Below are 26,727 nucleotides of genomic sequence, written 5' to 3' on the forward strand. Positions count from 1 at the left end.
AGAACCGCCGCCTCGCGGGGCCATGCGAAGCGATCTGCCTCTAACCGTTTCATCAATAGCCAGAAACCCGAGCGATCCCAGAGCAACAACCGAACGCGATCGCGGCGCTTATTGGTAAAGGCATAGACCGTCGGGGCAAAGGGATCGAGCCCCAGGGCCTGCTCAACTAGCGCGACCAGTCCGTTGATCCCCTTGCGACCATCCACCGCATCACGATGAAGCAATACCTTCAGCTCTTCGTCGAATCGGAACATGGCAATGTACTCAGCGCTTGTAGTAGTGACAGCACCTGATCGTCACGGGCATCATTTAGTTCGATCTTCACTCCGTTAGGCAATCGGACTTGCAGCCGGGGCACCGCCTCCTTTGGCCGCTCTTGTCCGGCAATCACGGGTATGAACGCAGCCGGCGTCGGCTTCGCGGTCCTCGACGCCGGTACGATCGCGGTGCCATCGCACTTTCTTTTATAAACGCTGACCCACGAACGCAGCAAATTCGCATTCAGCCCGTGTTCCAGCGCCAAGCGTGCGACCGATACGCCCGGCACCAGGCAGGCCTCGATCAGTTCGCGTTTAGCCTGCGGATCGTAACGGCAACGACCGTCTTGTTTGCGACCGACGACCAGTCGCGCTTTTAACTCTGAGTTAATATCAGTCATATGTGTCCACGTTGATTTACGTGGACACATATTCACCACTGAGGCGGCCTAATGCTAGGACGCCGACAAAGGACCGCTTACGATGCATTGTCGGGTCGAGCCAACGCGGGCAGCAACGCTTGGCCGAGGTGGTGGACTACGGGATCAGTAACGCTTAGATGGGGGGGTAAGTAAAGCTGCGGGCGTCTCCTGCCCCCAATGTCGTCGACCGATTCCTCGAGTGTTTGACGAGGTAGGTGAAAATGGATGCAATCGAATGAACCCTTGAGGTCGGCCAACCAATTGGGGTCGAGGTCGTGGACCGTCACAGTCCCCGCGTTATAAGGCACGAATGGGGCAGGACGGCCATCGAGCCATAGGTCCTGCTCTGAGAAAGCATGCAATTGCAAAACGATGAGATCAGCGTCTTCCAGCTCGTATGGCGCTGTCCGCCCCATGTTTCGGCGCAAGGTCTTCAGGCGGCTGATGCCTATTTGCCCCTTGGGCAATAGTTGACTGACGACGCTCTGTTTGACGTCGGCCGGAAGGAAATCTGAGGATGCTGCGTCGGACTGTGCAGTATTCATGTTGCGCAACCGGAGAACCCGAAAGTCCACTAAATTTTATCAAATCAAAACAGCCGCAGTAAGGTCTCGGGTGGACGTAAGCGGTCCATTTTCGACATCTAATAATTAGAGACAAGAGCGAGGAGCCGCCGACGCCGATCGCTTTCACCTGCAGAGGACTGCGCCATGGTTGCTCTCCAGCGCTGATGGACACTTGCACGGAGGCCGATTGCGTGGCGACCAGCCGCTTGATTTCTTCGGCGGGGAGAATCAGTTCGATGATCACGTCGGACAGGTATCGGTGAGCACCCAACGCAGACAAAGACTCGACAAACGTTCGGCCGCGTATGCGATGCCATCGGCATGCAAGGTCTTCCACGTCTTTTCGACGCCAGTGGCGAGTACCGTGATGTGATAGACCCCCTGCCCAGTCCCGCGGCAGGCAAAGCCGTGTCGTCGAGATAGGCGGTGATGCCCGCGGGCGTGCAAATTGATACCGATGATGAGTACCGTTCCGAAATCGGTTTCATCGCCATCCTTGTAAAGCCACGCACCGAGAAAATCGAAGGGCGGCCAGTAACCGCGCGTGGATCCAAGAATCGATCATTAAAGCGGCAGGATTTGCTCGAGGGCTGTTGCGCGGATCAAATAGCGAACAAATTTTGAAATGTACATCCGGCGTCCCATGGTACTATTTATCGATGGATTATTTATAGAATCGATAAATAGTAAGTTGGTTCACAGGCGAGAGAAAGCGGCTGAACGCACGTGGTTGCACTAGAGTGTAATAAGCAGGGAAGCGCAACAATCCCGATAAAACAGGCGGCCGGGGGTGCTTGCAACCGGTATTAAGCGCAGGCGCAGGCGCAGGCTCTGGCTTTGATGGTCACTTCGCCGTGGGCTTGAGCGCTTCCGGCACTTCGTTGAGTAACGCGTTGACTTGGCGAACGACGCCGTCGCCGTATCGTCGCAGGTGGGCAATCCGTAGATCCATTTGCGTATGCCGAGATAAAAGATGCTGGCGTGCAGGCTCACAATTTGTCATGCCAATTCCGCGTTGCTTCGCGCATTTAGGTAGTGGCAGATCGCAGGCGAGATGGCATTCTGTCACGGCAGTGTTTCTTGCAGTGTGTGTTTAGTACAAAATTTTTGAACCATAGATTCAGTTTTTTCCGCACATTTGGTTTCCCCGTTGCCCTAAACTTTCGGGGGCGCGACGCGGAGCTGTCAGTCGTTGTTTTTACCTCTACCCGTTGCGATCCGGACACTTAGGCGATGATTCAGATAGGCCCGCTTCACATTGATGTCGACCGTCGGGAAGTGTTTGTTGACGGCGAGCCTGTTCGGCTTGGTAGCCGTGCATTAGACGTGCTGGCCGTGCTGATCGCTGCTGACGGCAAGCTGGTGTCGAAGAACGACATGCTCAAACAGGTATGGCCGAATACGATCGTCGAAGAGAACAATCTGCAGGTGCATATGTCCGCGCTGCGCAAGATACTCGGCGAAAGTCGCGGACTGATACACACTGTGCCCGGACGAGGCTACCGGCTGGTGCAGAGCGGCGTGTCGAGAACGGGCGGCCGTGAAGATGAGCCCGGAGACGTCAGCCTCGTTGTCGCGCAGTGCGACAACGTTCCTCACAACCTGCCCGCTAATTATTCGCCGTTGATCGGGCGGGACAAAGCATTGGACGATGTCACGCTGGCGCTGGGGATAGCGTCGGCTCGCCACGTGACGCTGGTCGGCTCCGGGGGCATCGGCAAAACTCGCTTGGCCGTCGAGATTGCACGTGGTTTGCTCGCGCGCTTCCCCGACGGTGTCCATCTGGTATCGCTCGCTTCCACTGCTGATGCAAGTAGCGTCCTTGCGGCGTTCGCGGCAAGCATAGGTGTGAATTCGTCTAATGGACCGCTCACGCTCGCGCGGGTCAGCAAGGAACTCAGCGAGCGTCGTATGCTGTTCGTGCTGGACAACTGCGAGCACGTGCTTGGCCCCGCCGCGGACCTGGCTGAAACGCTGCTCGCTGTCAGTCCCGCGGTACGCATTCTGGCGACCAGCCGGGAGCCGTTGCGTGTCCTGAACGAGAACCTATATTGGGTTGCTCCGCTTGAGGTCCCGACTGAGGGAGACCTTAGTCAGGATGTCCTGCAATGTAGCGCGGTCGAATTGTTCCTGTCGCGCGCGCGCGCGATCGACGCGCGATTTTCATCCGATGAAAGAAGCATTCATCTGGCCGGCCTGGTTTGCCGCCGGCTGGACGGCATACCTCTCGCAATCGAGTTGGCGGCGGCGCGCGCGGCGATACTTGGTATCGAAACGCTCGTCGGCCATCTTGACGACCGCTTTAATATGCTTACCGGCGGCAATCGCACGGCACTGCCGCGACATCAGACCTTGAAGGCGACGCTCGATTGGAGCCACGGGCTGCTCGGCGACGCCGAGCGCGCGACCTTGCGCCGCCTAGGTGTGTTCGTCAGTAGCTTCAGCATGGAAGCGGCGATCGCGATCGCCGGCGACGACGCGCTACGAGAGCTCGATGTCGTCGCGGCAATGTCAGGGCTGGTCGAAAAATCGCTGGTGTTAATACGCCTGGAAAGCGGCAGGGCGAGCTATCGCCTGTTGGAAACCATGCGTGTCTTCGCGATGCAGAAGCTCGACGACAACGGCGAACGGCATTTCGTCACACTCCATCACGCTCGCTACTTCCTCTGCCTGCTGGAGCGCGAAGCACAGAATCGCATGGCCCCTGCCAGTGCTTTCTCCGATGGCTGGTATCAGCGCATGCGCGCTCTGCTGGACGACGTGCGTGCGGCGCTCACCTGGGCTCTCTCGCCAAAAGGTGACGAGGACCTCGGCGAGACACTCGCTGTGAAGACGGTATTTTTGCTCTACGAATTATCACTGGTCGACGAGTGCTGCGCCTGGGCACGTAGGGCGCTCGATGTTGTGGCCACGACACACCATGGCTCCCGCTCGTCGCGCCACTTGCGCGTTCGTATGGAACTGCAAGCGGCGCTCGCTGCGGCGCTGGCCCATGTCAACGGTCCCAATCGGGACACCCTCAGCATCTGGTCCGAGATTCTTTCGTCCGCTATTGCGCTTGGTGACCACGCGTTCGAAGCCCGCGCCTTGTGGGGTATGTGGAACACTAGCCAGTCCTCCGGGGCAGCACGCAATGCGCTCGCGTTCGCGAGGCGCTTCGCGTTGCTCGCATCCGAAACGGGCGACGCGGACGGCGCAGTACTTGCGCATCGGCTGTTGGGCGTCGCGTCGCATTACGCGGGCAACCAGCGACAATCCCGCGCATCTCTTGAGCAACTGCTGCAGCACAGTGATGCCTTAACGCATCATCTGCCGCTGGGGCAGTCCGCAGATCAATCCATCGTCGGCCGGGCGACGCTCGCGCGGGTGCTATGGTTGCAGGGTTTGCGCGAACAGGCGCTTCGGCTTGCCGAGGACGCGGTGATCGACGCCTGCAATCAACAGCAGGCCGTCGTCAAATGCTACGTGCTGGTTGAGGCCTTGATCCCGCTTGCGTTACTGTCGAACAAGCGGAGCCGCGCCGCCCAGGCCATAGCGTTGTTGCATGATGTGGCGACGCGGGCCGGTCTGACAGTGTCACAAGCCTGTTGCCGCTGTTTCGACGAATATCTGCGCTCGCTCGAGGACGTCACGCCGGAACGCCTGCACGCGTTCCGCGTCGCGTTGGATCAACTGGAGGCGCTTGAGTTCGGGGCGCCGTGCGCCATGCTGGTTGGACAGTACAGTCTCGCGCTCGGACAGTCGGGGCAGCGGGAAGAGGGCATCGCCGCAGTAATGCGTGCGCTGGTGCAGTGTGACGAAACCGGCGACCACTGGTATGCCGGCGAGCTCACGCGAATTCATGGCGAGTTGCTGCTCATGGAACAGGCGGGCGCGCCGCCCTCCGGAATGGTGATGCGGGACGCAGAGACCTGTCTGGTCGCGGCACTGGAGGAATCGATGGTGCAAGGATGCCGCTCACTGCAATTACGGACGGCGACCAGCCTAGCCAAACTTTGGCACATCCAAGGCCGAAGCGCCGAGGGAGCTCAGCTATTGCAATCCGCCTGTTCGAAGATCACCGAAGGCCTTGATTGGGACGATTTCAAAGCCGCTAGGCATTGGATGGAGATCACGAGCGCGACAGGACTGTATCCAGTCGCCTCCAACAGCAACTTGGCCGACCCAAGCGCGGCGGCAGGATAGCCCGGTGCACAGCGCTGGTAAAAAGTAGCGAAGGCGGCTAAGTGGCATTCACGTGTTCAGCGATCTTTTCTGCGCTACTTGGTCGAGCAGGTCCGGCTGGTTCAACTGATCGACCCACCAGCTCAAGGCTTTACCCATCTCGTCGCTGCGCCACGCAAGATAAAAATGCGTGATGTGCCGCATGCCGAGCACTTCCTTTGACACCAGTTCGCCTTGGCTCAAAGGCCCGGCTGCCAGACATTCGGGTATCGTTCCCACAGCAAGGCCTCTGATCTGCGCGGCCAACTTCGCTTCGAGCGTCGACACTGTCATGATCTCCTGGTTGTCGCCGATCGCGATCGTGCGCGGCGCAAGCTTGCGCGACGTATCGCCAATCGCGACTACACGGTGGCGCGCAACCATGTCCTGCGTAAGCGGCTCCCTTACTGACGCGAGCGGATGATGCGGCGCAACCACGAACACATGCCGAAGCGAGCCGATCGGTCTCGCCGTGACATTGGGAATAGGCGGCGGATCGCCCGCGGCACCGACGATCAGGTCGGCGCGGTGCGTCAACAAGGCATCCCACGATCCACCTAGCACCTCTCTCGACAAATACAGGTGCGTGTCCAATTTTAGTTTGTAGAATTCGCTTACGTGGTTCCATAGAAATTCGAAGGGGATGATCTCGTCGATGGCGACATGGAGTTCGGACTCCCAGCCGTGCTGGATTCGCTTCGCTTTGCATTCGAGGTCTTCCGCTGCCTGCAGAAGACGCCGCCCCTCTCCGACGACCACCCGCCCTGCATGAGTCAGCGTGGCTCGTCGTCCGGTACGGTCGAACAGATTGACGCCGAGCTCGAGCTCCAGCTTGCCTACCAGATACGTCAGCGACGACGGAACCTTATTCAGCGTTTCCGCCGCTTTCGCAAAGGTACCGGTGCGGTCGATGGCATCAAGTACTCGAAGGACTTCAAAAGAAAGGTTCATGGCAAACGGCGGGATGTGGTGCGGTACATCAGCATACTGGATTTCCTAAGATTCGCTTCCGCCTTTCGGCTCCGCACGAGGGGTGTGCTTGCGCGTTTGAAAATAAGATTCATTCAGGTGTTTTCAGACAAATTTAAGGACATTTTTCTGGCTAGCCCCTAGCGTTGACAGAGTGAGGCAGCCTTGCCACGTGGTGTCGCGGCGCGGTTTTCGTTTCGTCAGCGCCCGGTTGATCTTCATCTTCCGTGATCAGGAGTCAAGCACGGCAAATCCAACCTTTGCCGGATAGCTCGAATCCTCGCTTCCCGCGGCGAGCGTCGAACGGATAGGGGGCATGCCGGGCGACAGTCTGAGCGGACTCCAGCACAGCCTGCATCGGGATCGCGGAGGCGAAGAGCTTTAGCATCATCAATTTTCTCGCGATCACGAATGGCGGCGGGATCGTCGAATCGGCGCGCACTGAACTGCGCTAAATGCAAGCGCGAGCTCGGGCGTGGGACGCGCAAAGCCGAAAGCCTATGGACGTTCAGCGACTCACGAGTACTTCATGGACCTACATTCGGATGCTGACAGCACGACCATGCCTCGATGGCGCGCCGAGTTGAAAACGTACTGGACCGAGGACGGCCCCCGCTTCCTCCATATCGTGAAGGTGGCCATGGCGGCGACGCTCGCGATGGGGCTATCCATGCGCCTCGAACTTCGCACGCCCGCCACGGCGATGGTGTCGTGCGTGATCGTGATGATGCATCAGCAAAGCGGCATGGTCATCGCGCGAGGTTTCTATCGCGGCGTGGGCATGGTTTGCGGCAGCATGGCGGGCCTCGCGCTAATCGCGTGCTTCCCGCAGCAACCGCTGCTGTTTTTCATCGCGTTAGCGGCATGGATCGGCGCGTGCGTGTTCGGCGCATCGTATTACCGCAACTTCCAGTCGTATGGTTTTGTGCTGACCGGTTATGGCACCGCCATCACCGCGATGCCTGCGTGGTCGAATCCCTATGGCGTGTTCGATAACGTTGTATTTACCGTGAGCGAGGTGGTGATCGGGGTGGTTTGCGCAAGTGTTGTCAGCGCCGTAATATTCCCGCAGCGAGTGACGCCGGCGCTGTACGAATCAAGTCGCCGCAATTTCACGAACCTGTTGAACTCGGTGCATTCCATGCTTGACCGCGCGTCGACCGTCGCGGGTTTCGACACGTTTCTCGATCTGATTCGCGAGCGCGCCGGCCTGGAGAGCCTGCGCGGCGGGGCGGTATTCGAAGATCCGTCGATCCGTCTGCACAACCATGTTTTTCTCGATCTCGATAGGAGTTTTCTCGACACAGTGGCCTGGATTCACGCGCTGCATCAATTGAAAGCACGCGTCGTCACCGACGCCGATCCGCGCGCGCTCGCAGCCGTCGACGAGCTGCTCGGCGGGTTGCTGGAGATCGTGCCTCGGCACGTAGAGACACTGGCAGAGACACACGCAGAGCTGATTACAATTGAACAGGCCGAGACCTTGTCGAATCGTCTCGATGCTTTCGAACAGGCATTGCCCGCCCATCTGGGGCGTTTGCTGCAGTCACTCTCGGATCTGTCGCCGCATGAGCGCCAGTACGTGGCGACCATCGGCTCCGCGCTGTTCTTTTCGATCGCCGATCTTCGCGCGCTCTGCCGCGGCTATGTCGAGGCGCGCACGGTGGATCGGCTGCCGTGGTCACAGTCGGTGTTTCAGGCCATTGGCTGCGTCGGCAATACTCGCGCTACGGCCAACCGCACTGCCGCGCTGATTGCCGGCATGCGGGCGGCTGTCGCCGTACTGGTGGTCGGCGCGGCGTGGCTCGCGTCAGGGTGGGTGAACGGATCAAGTGCGCTCGTCGCGGTGGCGATTACGAGCGCGCTGTTTGCGCTCGTGCCCAACCCGGCCGTCGCGAGCTGGCAAATCTTTTGTGGTTGTATCGCGGGCTGGCTCGCCGGTTTCGCGTTCAACTTCTTTCTGTTGCCGCGCTTCGACAGCCTCCCATTGCTTGCGGCATCGATTGCGATCTTCGTGATGGTCGGCAGTTATGTGAATACGTTTGCGAAAACATCGATACTCGGGCTAGGTTTCAACATCTATTTCTGTTTCATAGTCGGTATCTCCAATCCGACCGTCTATAACCCAAGCGCTTACCTCGACACCGGCTTCGCGTTGCTACTCGGCATTGCGACCGCCGCGGTTGCGTTTTCCATCCTCGTGCCACGAACGGGCGACTGGATCTCGGCGCAATATCTGAAGCAGATTCGCGCATTGGTGGCGTACAACGCGCGTGAAGAGGACCTCGACGATCTGCTCTTCACGTTCGAGTTGAGCCTGCGTGATTTCATTATCCAGATCGCCTCGGCGCCGGCCGATTTGCGCGTGGACCGCAACGCTCTGATCGGCTGGGCATTCGCGGCGCTGGAGATCGGCCGCGCCATGATCCAGATGCGGCTGGATACCGAACTGCTCGGGGACACGCTGCCGCTGGGCTGGCCCGAAGTGCAGGACGCCTGGCTGGCGGCGCTCGGTGACGTGTTCGCCAGCGCTGCGCCGCAGGCCGCCGACGCCGCGCTGGCCGCCACGCGGCGGGCGCAGGAAGCGCTGTCGCTTGCCCAAAACCTGACGGTCGATGCGGCCATGCTGACGCGCTGCCGGATGCGCGCGTTGCTGCATTTCACCGAGATGGCGCTGCAGGACGACACCGGGTCGTTTTGGCGAACCACGGGAGCGCCGACATGAAGTCGCGCTGTCTGCCCGTGTCCGCGTGGTATCGATCGACCGCTACGGCGTTCGCCGGTGCGCTGTTGCTGAGCGCCTGTATTGGCAGCGGGGGCATCCATACGCACGAGTCGATGATCGACCCTGCGTCGCTCGATCCCGGCGTGGCGCTCCGCGTCACCCAGCAGGACGCCGACTGGCCCACCGATCACTGGTGGCAGCAATGGCGGGACCCGCAACTCGATACGCTCGTGCAGGACGCCACCGCCGGCAACCCTGGTTTGCGAGCCGTCGAAGAACGCATCGACGCGGCACGCTTTCAGGCGCAGATCGCCGGCGCGAACGTGTTACCGCAACTCAATGCGGACGGCAGCTTCGAGCGCCGGCGTTATGCCCGCTACACCACCCCGGCGCCGCCGGGCGGGACGACGGTGTGGAGCAACACCATTCAGGCGGACCTTTCCTATGATCTCGATCTGTGGGGCAAGTCGCGCGCGATTCGCGAAGGCGCGCTGGACAACGTGCATGCGACAGCCGCGGATGCGCGCTTCGCGCAAGTCGAATTGCAAACCGCCGTGGTGCGCAGCTATGTCGAGTTGTCGCTCCAATATGCGCTGCTCGACGTCTACCGGGCGGTGCAGGACGAACAGCAACGCACCCTCGACATCGCGACGCGCCGCTGGCGCGCGGGTGTCGGCAGCCGTGTCGAGGTCAGCCAGGCGTCGACCCAGTTCGCGATGAGCTCGACACGCGTGCAGCAGGCGCAGCAGCAAGTCGCGCTGAGCCGTATCGGCATTGCCGGGCTGGTGGGTAAAGGACCCGGCTACGGCGATTCGCTGCACCGGCCCAGCCTCGCGTTTAGCGTGCCCATCGCATTGCCGGCATCGCTGCCGGCCGAGTTGATCGGGCATCGCCCGGATGTGGTGGCGGGGCGTTGGCGTGTGCTCGACGCGGATAAAGGGATCGACGCCGCGCACGCTGATTTTTATCCGGACATCAACCTGCTCGCGACCGCATCGCTGGGTTCGGCAGCGACGTTCGGCGGCTTCTTCAATTTTCTGAATAGCGACGGCGTGGGTCACGGCGTGGGCGCCGCCATCTCGCTGCCGATCTTCGACGGCGGACGCCGTCGCGGTCAATACGGCGTGGCCGTCTCTTCCCGCGACGCCGCTGTCGATCTGTATAACCAGAGCGTAGTGAACGCCATGCAGGCCGTTGCGGTGCAGGTCGTGTCGCTGCGCTCGCTCGAAGAGCAGCAGGCGTCGATTGAAAACACGCTCGATTCGACGCGCCGATCCTTTCGTCTCGCCGACACCGGCTATCGCAGCGGCATCACCGAATTCCTGAACGTGCTGGCGGCGCAGAACGAACAGTTGCAGCAGGAGGAAAGCCTCGCGGAGATTCAGGCAAAACGCCTCGACGCCTGGGCACTCCTGATGAAAGAGCTAGGCGGCGGTTTCGCGTCGGCGCCGCCCAGTCAGGTGTTGCAAGGAGCGAGCGATGCCGGGCGAGATTGACCTGTTCTCGCTGCTCGTGCCCGGTCTGCTGCCCATCCTTGTTGGATGCACGCTGCTCTTCGTCGTGCTCGACCTGGTGCTGGCGAAACTCGATTTCTATCGCTTTACGTGGCACCCGGGCCTGTTCCGGATCGCGTTGTTCGTCGCGATGTTCAGCGGCGCTTCGCTGTTGCTGCGGCAATGAAGGTTGTAACACTGAGGATTTCATGCAATCACTGACCGCTGACGCCAGGCCACATCGATGAAAAAGCAATCCATCCTGCGCGCAGGTTTCACGCTCACCCTTCTCGTTGTGGCGATCGTGCTGGTTCGCATGCTGTGGGTCGACTATATGTTTTCGCCCTGGACTCGCGATGGCCGGGTGCGCGCGAAGGTCGTGCAGGTTTCCACGGATGTGTCGGGTCTGGTGAGTGATGTACGTGTCAAGGATAACCAACTGGTGCGCCAGGGCGACATCCTGTTCGTGCTCGACCCCGCGCGTTTCCACTACGCGGTCGCTCAAGCCGACGCCGATCTCCGGCGCGCCAAGGCGCAGATGGCTCAGGCCAAAGCGCAGATGTCCGGCAGCCAATTCGGCTTTACGATGAAGCGTACCCAGGCGGCACGCCGCGCTAACCTGTCCGGCGACGTGATTTCCGATGAAAGCCGCGCAGATTCGGCGTTGCTCGCCCGACAGTCGGCCGCGGCCTATGACGCCGACGTCGCTGCTTACAGTGCTGCCGAAGCGATGGTCAAGGCAGCGCTGGTGGTGCAGCAGACCGCCGAGCTCAATCTGACTCGCAGCGAAGTGCGCGCGCCTTCGGACGGCTACATCACCAATTTGAACCTCTATCCGGGCGACTTCGCTACCGCCGGCGTGGCGCGCATGGCGCTCATCGACTCACATTCGTTCTGGGTCTATGGTTATTTCGAAGAGACCAAGCTGCCGCACGTGCATGTCGGCGATCAGGCAGTCGTACGGCTGTTGTCCGGAGGCAACGACATTTTGGGTCATGTCGACAGCCTCGCGAGCGGTATCGCTGATCGCGACAATCCGACCAGCAATAGCGATCTGCTGGCGGACGTCAATCCGATCTTCACGTGGGTGCGTCTCGCGCAGCGCGTGCCGGTCCGGGTGCATCTGGATCAGATTCCCGTCGGCACGAAGCTCGCGATGGGCATGACCTGCACCGTGACGCTGCGGCCGCAGACCGGCCACTGATCAGCCGGTGGTACGGTATTACGATTATTTTTTTTGAACCGATTTACTCTCTCGAGAGTGCCGAGTTCTTGCGCCTTTCTCACGGTCTCATCTTGGCGATCGTGAACGCCGATTGAGTTATCGGTAATCCGATCCGGCTCGCTTAGTTGCCTTCGCGCGCCAGTCACATCTATAGGCGACTGCTCAACGCTCAAGTCGACCCATTTCTCGGTCAATGCCTTGAACTGGTTGAAGTTGTCGATCTGGCAGCGCACGTCGCTCAGCGGGTCGCGCTCAATATACTCATCAGTTCGGCTCTTTCTGTCCCGCGCATAGCTCAATTGATAGTACGCACCACTCTGGTTGGCGCTGTCCTTGTATCGACAGCTAAGTGAGCCAGGGCGTATTTCATCAATCGCGGCGAGCTTCGCCTTGATCGTGTCAATGCGTGTTGCGATTTGAAGATGACGCTTTTGTATAGTTAGTATGCCGTAGCAATACTATACTTGGCTGTCTACATCAACTCGAAGACAAACGATGGCACTTTGGATGGCTTGGCGGGACGCGATCTGGTTGCTGCGTCCGGCGTTCTCGCGCCTGAGCAGCTCTATGAGGTAGTCAGGATACTCGTGCGCGGCGCCCAGAGCGTCTCGCCGTACCGCTGGCCGTGCGCGTCCACGAAGCTTCGCTGTGGTCTAACCGCGATCGGCGTGCCTCGCTCGACAAGATGATCTCGCTGCTGGGGATCGTCGCGCTCGAGGTGCCGTTCTACTTCGTGGCCGATGCCTACTACGCAGCTTGCAAGATCGTCTAAGGCCTGCGCGATCAGGACAACCACCTGGTCACGCGCGTGAAGTCCAATGCAGTCGCCCATGCCCCGTACGTGCAGCAAAGACCGCGCAAACGGGGCCACCCCAGACTCTACGGTGTCGAGATCAAACTCAAATCGCTGCTGACAAATCCGCAGTCCTCACAATAAGCCCCCAACCGAGTCTATGGCGAGCACGACGTCACTTCCCGTATTGAGTCGCCGATCTACTATGGCCGGCGTGCGGACGGCTTGTTCGCTTCGTAGCAGTGATTCACCCTGGCAGGGTGGGCCTGCCTGTCGATTTGTACCAACCTCGGCCTGGATGCCATCGAATTCATTGGCTTGTATGGGTTGCGCTTCAAGATCGAGAACAGCTTCAAACAGACGGTACATCGGATCGACAAATTCCCATGCCACTTCTGGTTGCAAGACGTGAAGCCGCTTAGCCGCAGAAACGGCAATCAATACCTTCATCGCGAGTCGCCCGAGTACCGCGACGCCGTCAAGTGTAAGACCCACGCCTATCACGTCTTCATTTAGGCCGGCATCGTCTGTCAGGGACTGCTTCAGACCTGGCAGTCGTGTTCCCTTCGCTCGTTTGGAGTTTCTGTCGATCCTGGCTGCGCGCTATCCGCCCTGGCATCCCTCCATCGGCTCAGGCTTACCCACATGACTATGAATGAAGCTGCGATTTTCTGCTTGTAAAAGAGAAGGTGCGATGTTGAGGAACTTCTGCACAACGCGTTTTAGACGCCTGCGACCTGTGTGAAAAAGGCAGATTGGCAAAATTCCGGTGGAGTCTATCGGTTTTGAACACGCACGGTTTTGAACACGCACGGCCTGTCTGTGCCGGTGATGAAGTGGGTGGGATCCGAAGTTTGAGACGCGCAACGAGAGCGCGGCGGCCACGTTCATCGTGCGCGGCATCTTTTAAGCTTTGCTCAGCGCTTTACGCATCATTCTTAATAGCATAACCCAAATAACGTGGTGATCTAAGCGGGTTCTTCGCCAACCCCCGGTATCGCGTCTTCATGTAGCCAAACTGTCGCTTCAGAATTCGGAACGGATGTTCGACCTTCGCACGAATGCCGGCCTTCAGTCGTTCGATCGTGTCGTATATCGCATCGACAGGATCCTTCAAGTTCAATTTTCTTCGCTTGCTGGGCCGCATCGCAACATGCCATCGAACCAAGCGCGTTTGCTCACGCTTTTTCGATGCCTTGATATCCGGCGTCGGCATAAACATCCGTTTCTTCACCGTGCAACAACGCATTGGCAGCATCAATGTCGTGCACGTTAGCCGCCGTGCCGATGACCGTGTGAACCAAGCCGGACTTCGCGTCCGCGCCCACGCGGGATTTCATGCCGAAGTACCGATTACGGCCTTTCGGGGTCGACTGCATCTTGGAGTCGCGCGTGCCAGAGCCGTTCTTGGTCGAGTTGGGCGCTGCGATCAACGTGGCGTCCACAGCCGAAACCGGCTTAAGCATCAATCCCTTGTCGCTCAATATTTCATTGACCAGCGCCAAGATCTGCGCAGCATCTGCGCAGCGATACCATGCGCATCGAGTAAGTGCCTAAACCGCAAGATAGTCGTTTCGTCTGGCAGACGAGTCATCCCTCCATCGAGGCCCGCGAATTCGCGATGCAGCGGGACATCGTAGAGGGCTTCTTCCATCGCTGGTTCCGAAAGACCGAACCACTGTTGCATGAAATGAATCTGCAACTTGGTCGCCAGCGGAAATGGTGGACGACCGGTCTTCCCCTTCGGATACGGCTCTATCAATGCAATCAGCCTCGACCACGGCACCACTTGTCTCATTTCATCCAGAAACTCTCGCTTACGCGTGCGCTTGGTTGACAGACTCAAGCCGAGATGAAGTTGCGTCATCCTGATGTCTCCAAGTCGTTGCTTAAGTAATAGTATTCCTCATCGTTTCTATACGAAGGACTTCTGCAGAGGTTCCTTAGATTTGGCCATCCTGTTTTGCAGCGATAATCGAGATTGCGTCCTCGGCTGTCCACGATGCGCTGTGCGTATTGTTTGATGCCACGTAAGCAAGGCATCCCGGGTCTCGAAGTGCAACGTCAACTGAACGCGCAGCACAGGAGCATTCCGGTGTGTTCATGTCGGCGCATGGCGACGACGACACCGTTCAGCGCGCAATGCGGCAGGGTGCAGTTGAACCGGCGCAAGCCGTTTGAGGAAGAAGCGCTACGTGATGCTTTCAAGCTTGCAATCGGAGCGCGGAGCGCGGAGGGCTGAGCAGCAAGTCTTGCGCTCGCCCATCGATCCCTGTCCCGCGATGCAGCGCGCCGGTCGCATCGGCTTCGTCGGGTGAAGAGCCGTGTGAGCGAAGGTATCGTTCATACCTGTGGATCATCGTTTCGCTCTCGCCCGCATCCTCCAGCATCTGTAGCGCATATTCCCGTGTCGTCTCGAGCAGACGATAGTTCATCAAGGATCCGCTTGGTCCAAACATGAGCAACGACTTCGAGACTAGGCCTGCAATGGCCTCGATGACGTCATCCGTTGACAGGTCATCATGCGCAGCGATCTCGCATGCGGCATCAAGCTGAAAACTCTGGCGAAATACGCTGATTCGTCGGAAGACCATGCGCTCCTGGTTGCATAGAAATTGGTAACTCCAATCGAGCGCCGCCTTCAAGGTTTGCTGGCGCGCCGGTGCCGTTCGAAGTCCGCCGGTAAGCACGCGAAATCGATTGTTGAGTTGGACGGCCAGTTCGCCAACACCGAGTGCGCCGACCCGGGCCGCAGCGAACTCCAGCGCGAGCGGCAGCCCGTCGAGACGCCGGCAGATCGTGCCGATCAATCTAACGCTGGCAGCATCAAGGCGAAAACGTGGATCAAGGGCGCGCACGCGCGATACGAACATGTGGGCGGCGCTGCACTGGAGAATGTCAACGTAGCTTGCGTCCTCCGGGGGCACCTCGAGCGGTGCGACCCAGTAAATCTTCTCGAAGCGAATACGCAACGGTTCGCGGCTCGTCGCCAGAACGCTGAGATGGGGATGGGCCAGCATAAGCTGTTCACAGAGGGTGGCCGCCTCATGAATGACATGCTCACAATTGTCCAGCACGATTAGCAGCTTGCGTGTGCCGATTGCCCGCGTGAGATCGGCTTGCGTGGCGATTTCTGCCGTTTTTCTTACAGTAAGTGAGTCGGCAATCGCGCACACGGTGCACTCGGGATGCTCCACAACCGACAGATTGACATAGCACACCTCGTCGAAGCTTGATTGCTGGGTACGCGCTACTTCCAGACCCAACTGCGTTTTGCCGATGCCGCCTGTACCGACCAGCGTTACGAGCGAGGCGGCGCCGAGGGCATTTTTTACGTCTTTGAGCGCCTGGGCGCGGCCAACGAGTGGCGTGTAAGAGAGCGGGACGTTGCTCGGCGGGCGGCGTTCTTCCGTGTGCGCCGATTCGTCGGTGCGCTTTTGCGCCAAGCCTTCAGCCTCGTCCGAGCAGGTCAGACGATACCCCCGTCCCGGTATCGTCTTGATGAGGTCCTTGTCGTCCCCGAGCAGTCTGCGTAGCGTCGAAATATGCACCTGCAGATTGCTTTCCTCGACTACGGTGTTCGGCCAGACGCACTGGAACAACTCGTTTTTGCTCACCAGTTTGCCGCGCGCCTTGATCAGCACTTCGAGAATGTCGAAAGCACGCGAGCCGACGTGCAACGTTTGACCGTCCAAACAAAGCTGCCTGAGCTCCAGCGACACGTTGACTCGACCTATCTTGATCATGATCGTTCCTCCTGAGGTTGAGGTGAGCCGGGAGCGAAGATGCTGACGCACGGCAAATCGGATTCAGTGGGGACGATCTTATGAGGTGCGCAGTATCTCCACGATGGGAGATTCATTAAGGATAATTCACTCGGCAGACCAGCCCAGGAAGGGTGTGCGGTAGCTAATTTTTGCGGTCGAAATATAACAAGTCCATCCGGCGGGAAGATTAAAAAAGTTTAATGGTGTCGGTAACATAGGCTCCGCGCTTTTCGTGGATAATTGGATGACAGTCGACTAGGCAGAGTCAGTCCGTGTGTGGGCCCAAAGAGCGTGCATAAGTGGCGCAAGCATCATTGCACCCGTGGCGTCGGTCGGGACGCAGGAGTCACTGAAAGGCGAAATGAGCATGAACCACCATTGCATCCGCATCTCCATGTCGGTGAGGCCTAAACCTTAGCGCGCGAAATTTAAATGAAAATCTTGCTCGTCGAGGATAACGATCAGGTCTCCGGATTTCTCAAGAAAGGACTTACGGAGGCGGGTCATGTGATCGATACCGCGGACAATGGTCGTGACGGTATGTTTCTGGCCGCCAGCGAAACCTATGATGCGATCATCATGGATCGCATGCTGCCCGGCGGCATCGACGGTCTGGGAATAATTTCGGCCTTGCGCGCAACCGGCAACCGGGTGCCTATCCTGATCGTCAGCGCTCTCGACGACGTCGACGAGCGGATTCGTGGCCTGAAGGCGGGGGGCGACGACTATGTCGTCAAGCCGTTCGCATTCGGCGAAGTGTTGGCGCGGCTCGATGCCTTGACGCGCCGCCTCCACGAGAGTTACGCGGAAACGACCTTGAAGGTGGACGATCTGTGCATCGATCTGCTCTCACGCAAAGTGGCGCGCGCCGGCAAGCCGATCGCGTTGAAGCCGCGCGAATTTAAGTTGCTGGAGTACCTCATGCGGCACGCGGATCAGGTAGTCACGCGCACCATGCTGCTTGAAAATATCTGGGACTATCACTTCGACCCACAAACTAACGTAATCGACGTGCATGTGAGTAAGCTGCGTCACAAGATCGATGCCGGGTTCGAGCGGTCCTTGCTGAGGACGGTGCGCAATTCGGGCTATATGCTGACAGCGAACGACTAGCGCGACGTTGGCGAGTGGGGACACGGCATGATGGACTTAACAGGTTTCGGATTTAAGACGCTCTGCGACGATGGCGAGTTCGTACTGTCGAGAGCTACCCGGCTGGACGGCCCTGAGACATGGCTGACCGTCACATTGCCTGCCCAGCAGCCCGCGGCCAACAGTCAGGCGCGTCTCGAGCACGCTTATGAACTCCGCAGCCTACTCGATGGCCGACTCCTCACCCGGCCGCATGCGCTAATCGAATATGAAGGAAGCGCCGCGCTGGTACTCGAGGACCCAGGCGGCATCTCGCTCTGCGCCATGCCAATGGGTTCGCTACCGCTTGACCGTGTTCTGCTGATTGCGAAGAACCTTGCGGCCGCGCTCGGCATGCTGCATGGGCGTGGTCTTGTCCATAAGGACATCAGGCCGGCCAACGTACTGGTGGAACCAACAACGGGGGGCGTGGCGCTGACCGGCTTCGGCATCGCCTCGCGCGTGTCCGGCGAGCAACCGGTCAGTGCGCCGCCTGACGTCGCGTCGGGTGCGCTCGCCTATCTCGCACCAGAGCAAACCGGCCGGATGAATCGTTCTATCGATTCGCGCGCCGACCTGTATTCGCTGGGCGTCACACTATACGAGATGTTGACGGGCTGTTTTCCGTATCGGGCGAACTCGCCTATCGAATGGTTTCACTGCCACGTCGCCAAAACGCCGATTCCGTTGCACGAAGTCGCGCGAGACGTGCCGACCCAGGTTGGCGCGATCGTGATGCGTCTGCTGGCGAAAACCGCTGAGGACCGTTATCAGACGGCGCAGGGGCTGGGAAGCGATTTGTGCCGATGCCTCGATGCATGGGAGCAGACAGCGCGCATCGCGCCGTTTCCGCTTTGCGCGAACGACGCTCCCGCACAACTGCTCATTCCCGAACGGCTATACGGACGCGAAGCGGAGACCGCAGCGTTGAATGCCGCATTCGACCGTGTGGTGCAGCACGGCAAGGCGGAAGTGATGCTCGTATCGGGCTATTCCGGTATTGGCAAATCGTCGTTAGTGAATGAGCTGCAGAACAAGCTTGGGCCGTCGGGTGCCCGCTTCGCGGCAGGCAAATTTGATCAGTACAAGCGTGATATTCCCTACACCACGCTCGGACAGGCGTTTCAGAGTTTGACGCGGCAAATACTCGGCCAGAGCGAGACGGAGGTTGCGCGTTGGCGTAAGAGGTTGAGCGAAGCGGTGGGTCTGAATGGACAGTTGATTGTCAACCTGATTCCCGATGTCGAGAGCATCATTGGTCCGCAGCCTCCCGTGCCGGACCTGCCGGCGCAGGAGGCACAAACGCGCTTTCAAGGGGTATTCGGACGCTTCATCGGCGCCTTCGCGCGCCCCGACCATCCTCTCGTGCTCTTTCTGGACGATTTGCAATGGCTCGACGCCGGCACGATCAGCTTGCTCCAGAGTTTGCTGGCGGCGCCGGGTCTGCAGAATCTGCTGCTCGTTGGTGCCTATCGCGACAATGAAGTGGGTCCCACTCATCCGCTGATCCGGGCGCTCGTTGCGATTCGCGAGTTGGGCGTGGCGGTTCACGATATCGTGCTTACGCCGTTGCAGATGGGCGACGTGGCACGTCTTATCGGTGAGGCCATGCATGCCGATGCTGCCGAGGTGCTGAATCTCGCGCAATTCATCTTCGAGAAAACAGGCGGCAATCCTTTCTTCACGGTTCAGTTTCTCAAGATGCTTGCTGAGGAGCATTACCTGGTGTTCGATCCTGTGCGCCGAACGTGGCAACAAGACGTCGCAAGGCTGCGCGAAGCGCGCTTCTCGGATAGCATCGTCGACCTGATGGTCGGCAAGATCGAACGGGTCCCCGATCTCGCTCAGGTCGCGCTCAAACAGTTTGCGTGTTTCGGCAACAGTGCCACCACCGCCATGCTCGCGCGTATTGGCGGTACTTCCGAGGCCGAGGTGCATCGCTCGCTCGCCGGCGCCATGGAAGCAGGCCTCGTGTTTCGGCGCGAGCACGGCTACGCGTTTCTTCACGACCGTGTACAGGAAGCGGCCTATGCCTTGATTCCCGAGGGCGAGCGAGCGACTGCCCACCTGCTCATTGGCCGAATGTTCTCGACCCGTGCGACGGCGGCGGATCTCGAGCAGAACATCTTCGAGATCGTCAATCAATACAACCGGGCCGCCGACCTCGTCCACGATCCAGCCGAACGCGAACGTGTCGTGGAATTCAACCTGATTGCTGGTCGTCGGGCAAAGACTTCGTCCGCCAATGCATCGGCATCGACTTATCTGTCCATAGGTAGCGCGATGCTCGACGGGGAGGCTTGGGAGACGCAATATTCACTCAAGTTCTCGCTGGAGAGCAGCCTCGCGGAATGCGAGTTTTTGTCGGGCAACACTGACTCGGCCACGGAGCGGCTGGCGAATCTGTCGATTCGCGCCGCCAATCTGCCCGACCGCGCCACGGTGACCTGGCTGCGCGTCACTTTATTCACGGCACTGGGCCAGAGCGACCTGGCCGTGCAAATTTGCCTCGACTATTTGCGTGAAGCCGGAATTGACTGGGGGCCTCATCCGACCCACGACGAGGCAATCCGCGAATATAACCTGCTCCTTTCGCGCATCGGCGAGTCTCCGATTAAATCGTTGATCGACCTGCCGCTACTCACCGATAGCGACCTGCGTGCAACGCTGGACGTGCTCACCGCAGTCTTGCCGCCGGCGTTCTTCAGCGACGAGAATTTGGTCTGCCTGGTGTTGTGCCGCATGGCGAATCTGAGTCTCACATATGGCAATAGCGACGCGTCGTCGATCGGCTATTCCTATCTCGGCATGGTCGCCGGTCCGGTGTTCGGCGACTACGGGGCGGGGTTCCAGTTTGGTCAGCTCGGCTTGGCGCTGGTCGACGAACGCGGACTGCAACGCTTCAGGCCACGTGTCTACATGTGTTTCGCGTATCACGTGATGCCGTGGACCAAGCCTATTCGTGCTGGACTTCCCTTGTTGCGCCGTGCGTTCGAGGCGGCCAGCGAGAGTGGAGACCTCACCTACACGGGCTTCAGCAGTTGCTGCCTAATCACGTCTCTGCTGGCCGCGGGCGATCCGCTCGCTGACGTCGAGCGGGAAGCCAAGCAGCGTCTGGGCGTGGTGCAGGCCGCAAAATTCGGCCTGATCGTCGATATAATCGGCTCGCAGTTGCAGCTCATTCGAACCTTACGCGGCCTGACTCCCTCGTTTCACTCCTTCAACGACGAGGTATTTGACGAAACGGCCTTCGAGCAGCATCTCGAAGCCGATCCATGCCTCGCGATCGCCACTTGCTGGTACTGGATTCGCAAACTGGAAGGGCGTTTTTTCGCGGGTAACATCTCGCAGGCGCTGGAGGCCGCTGAGAAGGCCGCGCCGTTGCTGTGGACAACGTCCGGGCACTTCGAACTGGCCGAATACCACTTTTACGCGGCACTCGCACGAGCGCGCGGCTACGACGATGTGCCGCCCGACGAGCAGGCGGCGCAATTCCGGGCACTCGCCGAGCATCACGCAAAGCTAGCGCTCTGGGCTGAGCACTGTCCAGGCAATTTTGCCTGCCGCACAGCGCTGGTGGCCGGCGAAATGGCACGTATCAAAGGAAATGAATTCGCGGCGATGCGTGAATACGAAAGCGCAATCCGTCTCGCTCGCGACTACGAATTCCCATCGATCGAAGCCCTGGCGCTCGAGGTTGCCGCGACCTTCTACCTGGCGCGTGGATTCACGACCATCGCGTTTGTCTACTTCGGCAATGCGCGGCTTACCTACCTCCGGTGGGGCGCGCTCGGCAAGGTTCACGCGCTCGACCGGCGCTATCCGAATCTGGTGCACGAACCGGCGAATGATGCACCGACCGGAGGTATGGTCGCCGAGCATCTCGATGTCGAAACAGTCGTCAAGGCATCGCAAGCCATTTCCGGCGAGATCACTTTTGAAAGGCTAATTCGTACGCTGATGACCATCGTGCTCGAACACGCTGGTGCGGGGCGTGCACTGCTCGTCTTGCCACGCGATGAAAATTTATGGATCGAAGCGGAGGCACTGGTGAGTCGCGAAGGCGTAGAGGTGCGTGTTCAACATGAAGCCGTGATGCCGCACCATTTGCCGGCTTCTATTCTGCATGACAGCATTCGCACGCGTGAGCGCGTGCTGCTCGACGACGCGTCGCTGCCGAATCCGTTCTCGGAGGATGAATACCTCCGGTCGGCCGGCTCCCGAGCTGTTTTGTGCCTGCCGCTCGTGAAGCAGGCAAAACTGATCGGCGTTCTGTACCTGGAAAACAACCTCGCGCCGGGTGTGTTCACGCCGCCGCGTATCGCCGTGCTGGAGCTTCTGGCCTCGCAGGCGGCAATCTCGCTCGAAAATGCGTCGCTGGAGGAAAAGGAGGCGCTCCTCGAGGAGAAGGAAGCCTTGCTCCATGAAGTCCATCATCGGGTAAAGAACAACTTGCAGCTGATCAGCAGTCTGCTCAATCTCCAGGCGGCGCGGGTCACGGACAGGTCGGTTGCAGAGCTATTTGCGGATAGTCGGAATCGGGTGCGTTCCATGGCGCTCGTTCACGAGAACTTGTACCGTGCCGGTAATTTCGCTCGCATCATGATGGAGACCCACGTTAAAAATCTGTGTGGCCATCTTGCACGCGCTTACGATATGCGCCAGATGGCTGTGGAACTGCAAGTCGAGGTCGACGACGTGCAACTCGACATGAACCGCGCCGTATCCTGCGGGCTGATTATCAACGAGCTGGTTTCCAACGCGTTGAAGCACGCATTCCCAAACCGACGTGGCGGCCGCGTGCGCGTCGAACTTGGACTAGTCGACGAAGATCGATGCAAACTGACCGTTTCGGACAACGGAATCGGCATAGCGCCGGAATTTTCGGTGGCCGAGGCCGACTCGCTAGGGTTGCAACTGGTTCATGACCTCACGCGCCAACTACACGGGACTCTGGAATTAAGCCGCGTGGGCGGCACCTCCTGCAGCATTCTGTTCAACCCAAACGGACGTGGATAAAACACCCATAATGGCGGCCGCACGCATTCTTGTAGTCGAAGACGATCGGGTCGTCGCGAGAGATATCGCCCAGCAGATGACCCGCGCGGGCCATACGATTGTCGGCATCACGGCGCGCGGTGAAGACGCGCTTACGCTGGCGGCCGAGACCGCGCCAGATCTGGTATTAATGGACGTGCGTCTGGACGGCCAGCTCGACGGCATCGACACCGCGCGGCTGCTGCGTGAGAAATGCAGCCTGCCGGTCGTCTTCCTGACCGCTTACGCAGACGAGGAAACCGTCCGGCGCGCCACGGTAATGGAACCGTTCGGCTACGTGCTCAAACCGTTCGACGATACGCAACTGCGTACCGTCGTTGAAATGGCGCTATATAAGCACGGTGCCGAACGTCGTCTGCGTGAAAGCGAACAACGCTACGCGGTCACGCTGTCGAGTATCGGCGACGCAGTGATCGCAACCGATCGGGACTCGCATATTAATTTTATGAACCCGGTCGCGGAAATGCTCACCGGCTGGGTGCGGGGCGAGGCAATGGGGCGGCCGCTCGCCGACGTGTTTAAAGCGATCAGCGAAACAACTCGTGCGCCCGTTGAGGACCCGGTGGCGGCCGTGCTGCGAGCCGGCACCATTGTCGGGCTGGCGAATCACACGCTGCTGCTCGCGCGCGACGGACGTGAGGTCGCCATCGACGACAGTGGGTCGCCGATCGTCGACGACCGCGGCAAAATCCTCGGCGTGGTACTTGTGTTCCGCGACGTCACGCACAGGCGGAGAGCCGAAGAGGCCGAGATACTGCGCGAGACGAACGCCCGCCTCGAAATGGCCATGCACGGTTCGAATGTCGGCGTGTGGGAAATCGATATGCCGGACGGTGATCATCGCCACGGTTTCGCGCGGTTCTCGAACATCTGGGAGTGGCTCGGGTACACCCGTCCGCAGACCATGCTGGACTACGAGGCCTATATGGGGGTGTTGCATCCCGACGACCGTGCGCCCACCGAAGCCGCCATGCTCCGGTATCTTGGCAGGAAGGTCGATGGCTTCGAATTGGAGAACCGTCTGCTCCATCGCGACGGCGGCGTGCGTTGGGTTCTCGTGCGTGGCACAGCGCGCTGGGATTCCAGCGGCAAGCCGGTTCGCTTTGTCGGTAGTCTCGTCGACATCACCGAGCTGAAACTGGCGGAGCAGGCACTGCGATCAAGCGAAGCGCGCTTTCGCGGTACATTTGAAAATGCCGCAGTCGGCATCGCGCACTGCGATCTCGATGGACAGTTCCTGCGTGTGAATCAACGCGCGTGCGAGATCGTCGGCTATCAACGCGAGAGCCTTCTGCTCAAGCGTTTGCAGGACGTCACCGATCCTGACTTTCTGCCAGCTAGTGAAGAGAAGTACTGCTTGCTCACCGACGGAAAGGTGTCACACTATTCAGAAGAAATATCGCTGGTTAAACTCGACGGATCGCGAGTCTGCGTGAGTGTGTCAGCAGCGCTCCAACGCGACGCGAGCGGCCACGCAGTTCACACTATTGCTATCCTCCAGGATATTTCAGCGCGCAAGGCGCTCGAAGACGCTGTGCGCATGGCAAAAGATGCCGCTGAATCGGCGAATCATGCCAAAGATCAGTTCCTTGCGAACATCAGCCATGAACTGCGCACACCGTTGAACGGTATCCTGGGTTACGCCCAAATCTTGCGACGCGATGCGTCGATGACCGAGCGGCAACTGTCGAGCCTCGCTGTCATTGAACAAAGCGGTGAGCATTTGCTCATGCTTATCAACGACATTCTGGACTTTGCACGAATCGAAGCGGGCAAGCTCGAACTGAACGTGACGGACGTGCCACTCGGACCGTTTCTCCGCGTCATTGCCGAGATGGTGAGCGTGCGTGTTGATCAGAAACATCTGGTGCTGAACTACGACGCGCCGCCGAATTTGTCGAAGGTGATTCGTGTCGACGAAAAACGCCTGCGGCAAGTCCTGTTGAATCTTCTCGCCAATGCGGTCAAGTTCACGGATCAGGGTGAAGTCGCGCTTGTCGTGCAGATGTTGTCGGAGGGACGGTTGCGCTTCGAAGTGAGGGATACCGGCGTAGGTGTGAGTCCGGACCGGATTGAGGCGATCTTTCAGCCGTTCGAGCAGGCCGGCGACTCTTTCCGGCGCAGCGGCGGGGTCGGTCTCGGGCTTGCGATCAGCCGTCAGCTATTGCGCATGATGGGCAGCGAAATCGGCGTCACGAGCGTGGTGGGCAAGGGCAGTACGTTCTGGTTTGAGCTCGATGCCCCTGTGTCCAATGCAGAAGTGGCGGCTTTTAGTCCCTCGCTTCAGATCACAGGCTACGAAGGTGAGGAGCGGCATGTGCTGGTGGTGGACGACGTTGCCGCGAACCGCTCGTTGATCGTCGACACGCTGCAGCGCTGCGGCTTTCGGGTTTCGGAAAGTAGCGACGGCGGTGATGCATTGCATAAGGCGCTGACATCGCGTCCTGATCTGATCCTAGTCGACACGGTCATGCCCGTGATGGGCGGACTGGAGATGCTAGCCCACATTCGCGTCTCGAATGTGTTGTGCGAGGTGCCGGTCATCGCCGTTTCTGCGGATGCGTCGCGACACAATGCCCGCGCCAATCTCGCGGCGGGGGCCAGCGTCTTTCTGGAGAAGCCGCTCGATCTCGACAGGCTGTTGAGTGAAATAGCAGCGCTGCTCAAGCTCAACTGGAAGATCCGGGTAGTACCACCCAAACCAGACTCCGCCCTTGTCGTGCCGCCGCGTCATGAGATGGTGACGTTGCATCGGCTGGCACTGTTGGGCTCGATGCGTGACATCGTCCATCATGCCGAATATCTTGTCGGCCTCGATAGCCGCTATGAGCCCTTTGCGGCGCAATTGCGGCGCCTTGCGGCGGGCTACGAATCGCAGGCTTTGCTGTCGATGATAGAACAATATTTGGGTCAAGACTCATGAATACACTGCAACCACTGGGGACCACCGAACCATTTGACACTAGCGTTCCCATTGTGCTGGTGGTCGACGATACGCCCGCCAATCTCGGTCTGGTGGTCGAATGCCTCGAAGGCAAAAGCCTGCGTGTGGCGATCGCGCGTGACGGCGCGGAGGCGCTGCGCCGCGCGGAGCTTACTCAACCCGACCTGATCCTGCTCGATGTCATGATGCCGGGCCTTGATGGCTTCGAAACCTGCCGTCGGTTAAAGTCGATGGAGAAGACCGCTGATATTCCGGTGATCTTCATGACATCGTTGACGCGAATAGAGGAAAAGATCACTGGTTTTCGGGCCGGAGCGGTCGACTACATCACCAAGCCGTTGCAGATGGAAGAGGTCGCCGCGCGCGTGAATACGCACTTGAAATTGCGCGCGCTACAGAAACTGCAGGAAGATCAGAACATCCTCTTGCAGCAGGAAGTCAGGACGCGAAAGCAGGCCGAGGAAGCGCTGATTGAAGTGATCCATGGCGTGCGCAATGTGTCGAATGCGATTGCTCACGACTTGCGTACGCCGCTGACCGAACTGCGTTCACGGCTAGAAGTGTTGATGTTGACGCTAAAGCAGCAAGGCAAGGAAGATATCCTGCCGGAACTGGAAGGCGCGGTGTCGGATGTCGATTGCGTGATCAGCATCTTCAATGCCCTGTTGCGTCTCGCTGAAATCGATGCCGGCGTGCGCCGTTCAGGGTTCGTGCGAAGCGATCTGGAGGAGATTGTCTCGGATGCGGTCGAGTTTTATCTGCCGGTCGCCGAGTTGCGTCGCGTGACGCTTTCGCTGGCGGTGTCGGGTGAACTGGTGGCAGTGGCCGATCCGCTCCTGCTGGCTCAGGCCATTGGCAATCTGATTGACAACGCACTGAAGTTCGCGAAAGACGGCGGGGAGATCAATGTCGTTGCGAGCCGCGTTGGCAACGTCATTGCGATATCGGTTGCGGACGACGGCCCAGGCATTCCCGATGAGGAGAAGCCAAAAGTGACCGAGCGGTTCTATCGCGGCGACGCAAGCCGCGGCACGCCGGGCGTAGGTCTTGGGCTTGCTCTGGTAAAGGCGGTGGCGACGCTTCATCGCGGTTCGCTCGACTTTGCCGACAATCAACCGGGACTCGTTGCGACACTGAGCGTGAACGGTCTGCTTTGAGGGCTATCTTCACGGTG

At 59.3% G+C, this 26,727-nt stretch carries 17 protein-coding genes and 1 pseudogene; 10 read left to right on the forward strand and 8 right to left on the reverse strand.

Features of this window, described 5'->3' with window-relative positions; translation table 11 throughout:
• From tnpB to BSU04_RS38595, 3 genes are all read right to left on the reverse strand, one after another.
• The coding region (gene tnpB / locus BSU04_RS38585; RefSeq protein ID WP_144021491.1) for an IS66 family insertion sequence element accessory protein TnpB at positions 1-254 on the reverse strand (254 nt) is incomplete at its 3' end.
• Positions 230-658, reverse strand: a complete 429-nt coding sequence (gene tnpA, locus BSU04_RS38590) for an IS66-like element accessory protein TnpA (RefSeq protein WP_089165491.1) — start codon at positions 656-658, stop codon at positions 230-232. The genes tnpB and tnpA, both read right to left, overlap by 25 nt.
• Positions 659-735: 77 nt before the next feature.
• Positions 736-1,224 carry a hypothetical protein gene (locus BSU04_RS38595; protein WP_256983786.1) on the reverse strand — a complete coding sequence of 163 codons (489 nt, stop codon included), beginning with the start codon at positions 1,222-1,224 and terminating at the stop codon, positions 736-738.
• Between the two features lie 1,254 nt (positions 1,225-2,478).
• Here BSU04_RS38595 and BSU04_RS38610 point away from each other — a divergent pair.
• Complete coding sequence (locus BSU04_RS38610) at positions 2,479-5,430, forward strand: winged helix-turn-helix domain-containing protein (RefSeq protein WP_089165494.1); 2,952 nt, start codon at positions 2,479-2,481, stop codon at positions 5,428-5,430.
• A gap of 48 nt (positions 5,431-5,478) precedes the next feature.
• On the opposite strand, the gene BSU04_RS38615 is transcribed toward BSU04_RS38610, so the two are convergent.
• The gene (locus tag BSU04_RS38615) at positions 5,479-6,399 is read right to left on the reverse strand and encodes a LysR family transcriptional regulator (RefSeq protein ID WP_089165495.1); all 921 of its coding nucleotides are present in this window, start codon (positions 6,397-6,399) and stop codon (positions 5,479-5,481) included.
• Positions 6,400-6,946: 547 nt separating this feature from the next.
• On the opposite strand from BSU04_RS38615, the gene BSU04_RS38620 reads away from it, so the two are divergent.
• From BSU04_RS38620 to BSU04_RS38635, 4 genes are read left to right on the forward strand one after another with little or no spacing between them, the layout of a single operon-like run.
• Positions 6,947-9,142: an FUSC family protein gene (locus BSU04_RS38620; RefSeq protein WP_089165496.1), complete on the forward strand. Its 2,196-nt coding sequence runs from the start codon at positions 6,947-6,949 to the stop codon at positions 9,140-9,142.
• Positions 9,139-10,638 carry an efflux transporter outer membrane subunit gene (locus BSU04_RS38625; protein WP_089165497.1) on the forward strand — a complete coding sequence of 500 codons (1,500 nt, stop codon included), beginning with the start codon at positions 9,139-9,141 and terminating at the stop codon, positions 10,636-10,638. The genes BSU04_RS38620 and BSU04_RS38625 overlap by 4 nt, the downstream gene beginning before the upstream one ends.
• Positions 10,622-10,822: a DUF1656 domain-containing protein gene (locus tag BSU04_RS38630; RefSeq protein WP_089165498.1), complete on the forward strand. Its 201-nt coding sequence runs from the start codon at positions 10,622-10,624 to the stop codon at positions 10,820-10,822. Before BSU04_RS38625 ends, BSU04_RS38630 begins: the two co-directional genes overlap by 17 nt.
• 57 nt (positions 10,823-10,879) lie before the next feature.
• On the forward strand, positions 10,880-11,839 hold the full coding sequence (locus BSU04_RS38635; RefSeq protein WP_089165499.1) for an HlyD family efflux transporter periplasmic adaptor subunit: 960 nt from the start codon (positions 10,880-10,882) through the stop codon (positions 11,837-11,839).
• On the opposite strand, the gene BSU04_RS49040 is transcribed toward BSU04_RS38635, so the two are convergent.
• A complete protein-coding gene (locus tag BSU04_RS49040) occupies positions 11,764-12,306 on the reverse strand; it encodes a DUF6788 family protein (protein ID WP_373452916.1) in 543 nt (180 codons plus the stop codon). The genes BSU04_RS38635 and BSU04_RS49040 overlap by 76 nt on opposite strands.
• A gap of 179 nt (positions 12,307-12,485) precedes the next feature.
• On the opposite strand from BSU04_RS49040, the gene BSU04_RS46870 reads away from it, so the two are divergent.
• On the forward strand, positions 12,486-12,632 hold the full coding sequence (locus BSU04_RS46870) for a hypothetical protein (protein ID WP_179258589.1): 147 nt from the start codon (positions 12,486-12,488) through the stop codon (positions 12,630-12,632).
• A 156-nt stretch (positions 12,633-12,788) separates the two neighbouring features.
• On the opposite strand, the gene BSU04_RS46010 is transcribed toward BSU04_RS46870, so the two are convergent.
• From BSU04_RS46010 to BSU04_RS38655, 3 genes and pseudogenes are all read right to left on the reverse strand, one after another.
• Complete coding sequence (locus BSU04_RS46010) at positions 12,789-13,103, reverse strand: hypothetical protein (protein ID WP_144021492.1); 315 nt, start codon at positions 13,101-13,103, stop codon at positions 12,789-12,791.
• A 456-nt stretch (positions 13,104-13,559) separates the two neighbouring features.
• Positions 13,560-14,520 (reverse strand): annotated as a pseudogene (locus BSU04_RS38645) (IS5 family transposase).
• 337 nt (positions 14,521-14,857) lie between these two features.
• The gene (locus BSU04_RS38655) at positions 14,858-16,399 is read right to left on the reverse strand and encodes a winged helix-turn-helix domain-containing protein (RefSeq protein WP_089165502.1); all 1,542 of its coding nucleotides are present in this window, start codon (positions 16,397-16,399) and stop codon (positions 14,858-14,860) included.
• 453 nt (positions 16,400-16,852) lie between these two features.
• Between BSU04_RS38655 and BSU04_RS38660 the strand changes: the two genes are divergently transcribed.
• From BSU04_RS38660 to BSU04_RS38675, 4 genes are read left to right on the forward strand one after another with little or no spacing between them, the layout of a single operon-like run.
• Positions 16,853-17,533 (forward strand): response regulator transcription factor, encoded by a 681-nt coding sequence (locus BSU04_RS38660; RefSeq protein ID WP_089165503.1) that lies wholly within the window; start codon positions 16,853-16,855, stop codon positions 17,531-17,533.
• Positions 17,534-17,560: 27 nt separating this feature from the next.
• The gene (locus BSU04_RS38665) at positions 17,561-22,570 is read left to right on the forward strand and encodes an AAA family ATPase (RefSeq protein WP_256983789.1); all 5,010 of its coding nucleotides are present in this window, start codon (positions 17,561-17,563) and stop codon (positions 22,568-22,570) included.
• The gene (locus BSU04_RS38670) at positions 22,563-25,532 is read left to right on the forward strand and encodes a PAS domain S-box protein (RefSeq protein ID WP_256983790.1); all 2,970 of its coding nucleotides are present in this window, start codon (positions 22,563-22,565) and stop codon (positions 25,530-25,532) included. The genes BSU04_RS38665 and BSU04_RS38670 overlap by 8 nt, the downstream gene beginning before the upstream one ends.
• Positions 25,529-26,710 (forward strand): hybrid sensor histidine kinase/response regulator, encoded by a 1,182-nt coding sequence (locus tag BSU04_RS38675; protein ID WP_089165505.1) that lies wholly within the window; start codon positions 25,529-25,531, stop codon positions 26,708-26,710. The genes BSU04_RS38670 and BSU04_RS38675 overlap by 4 nt, the downstream gene beginning before the upstream one ends.
• Positions 26,711-26,727: the final 17 nt, after the last annotated feature.

Origin of the sequence: Caballeronia sordidicola, from assembly GCF_002220365.1 — a bacterium.
Lineage (GTDB): Bacteria > Pseudomonadota > Gammaproteobacteria > Burkholderiales > Burkholderiaceae > Caballeronia > Caballeronia sordidicola_C.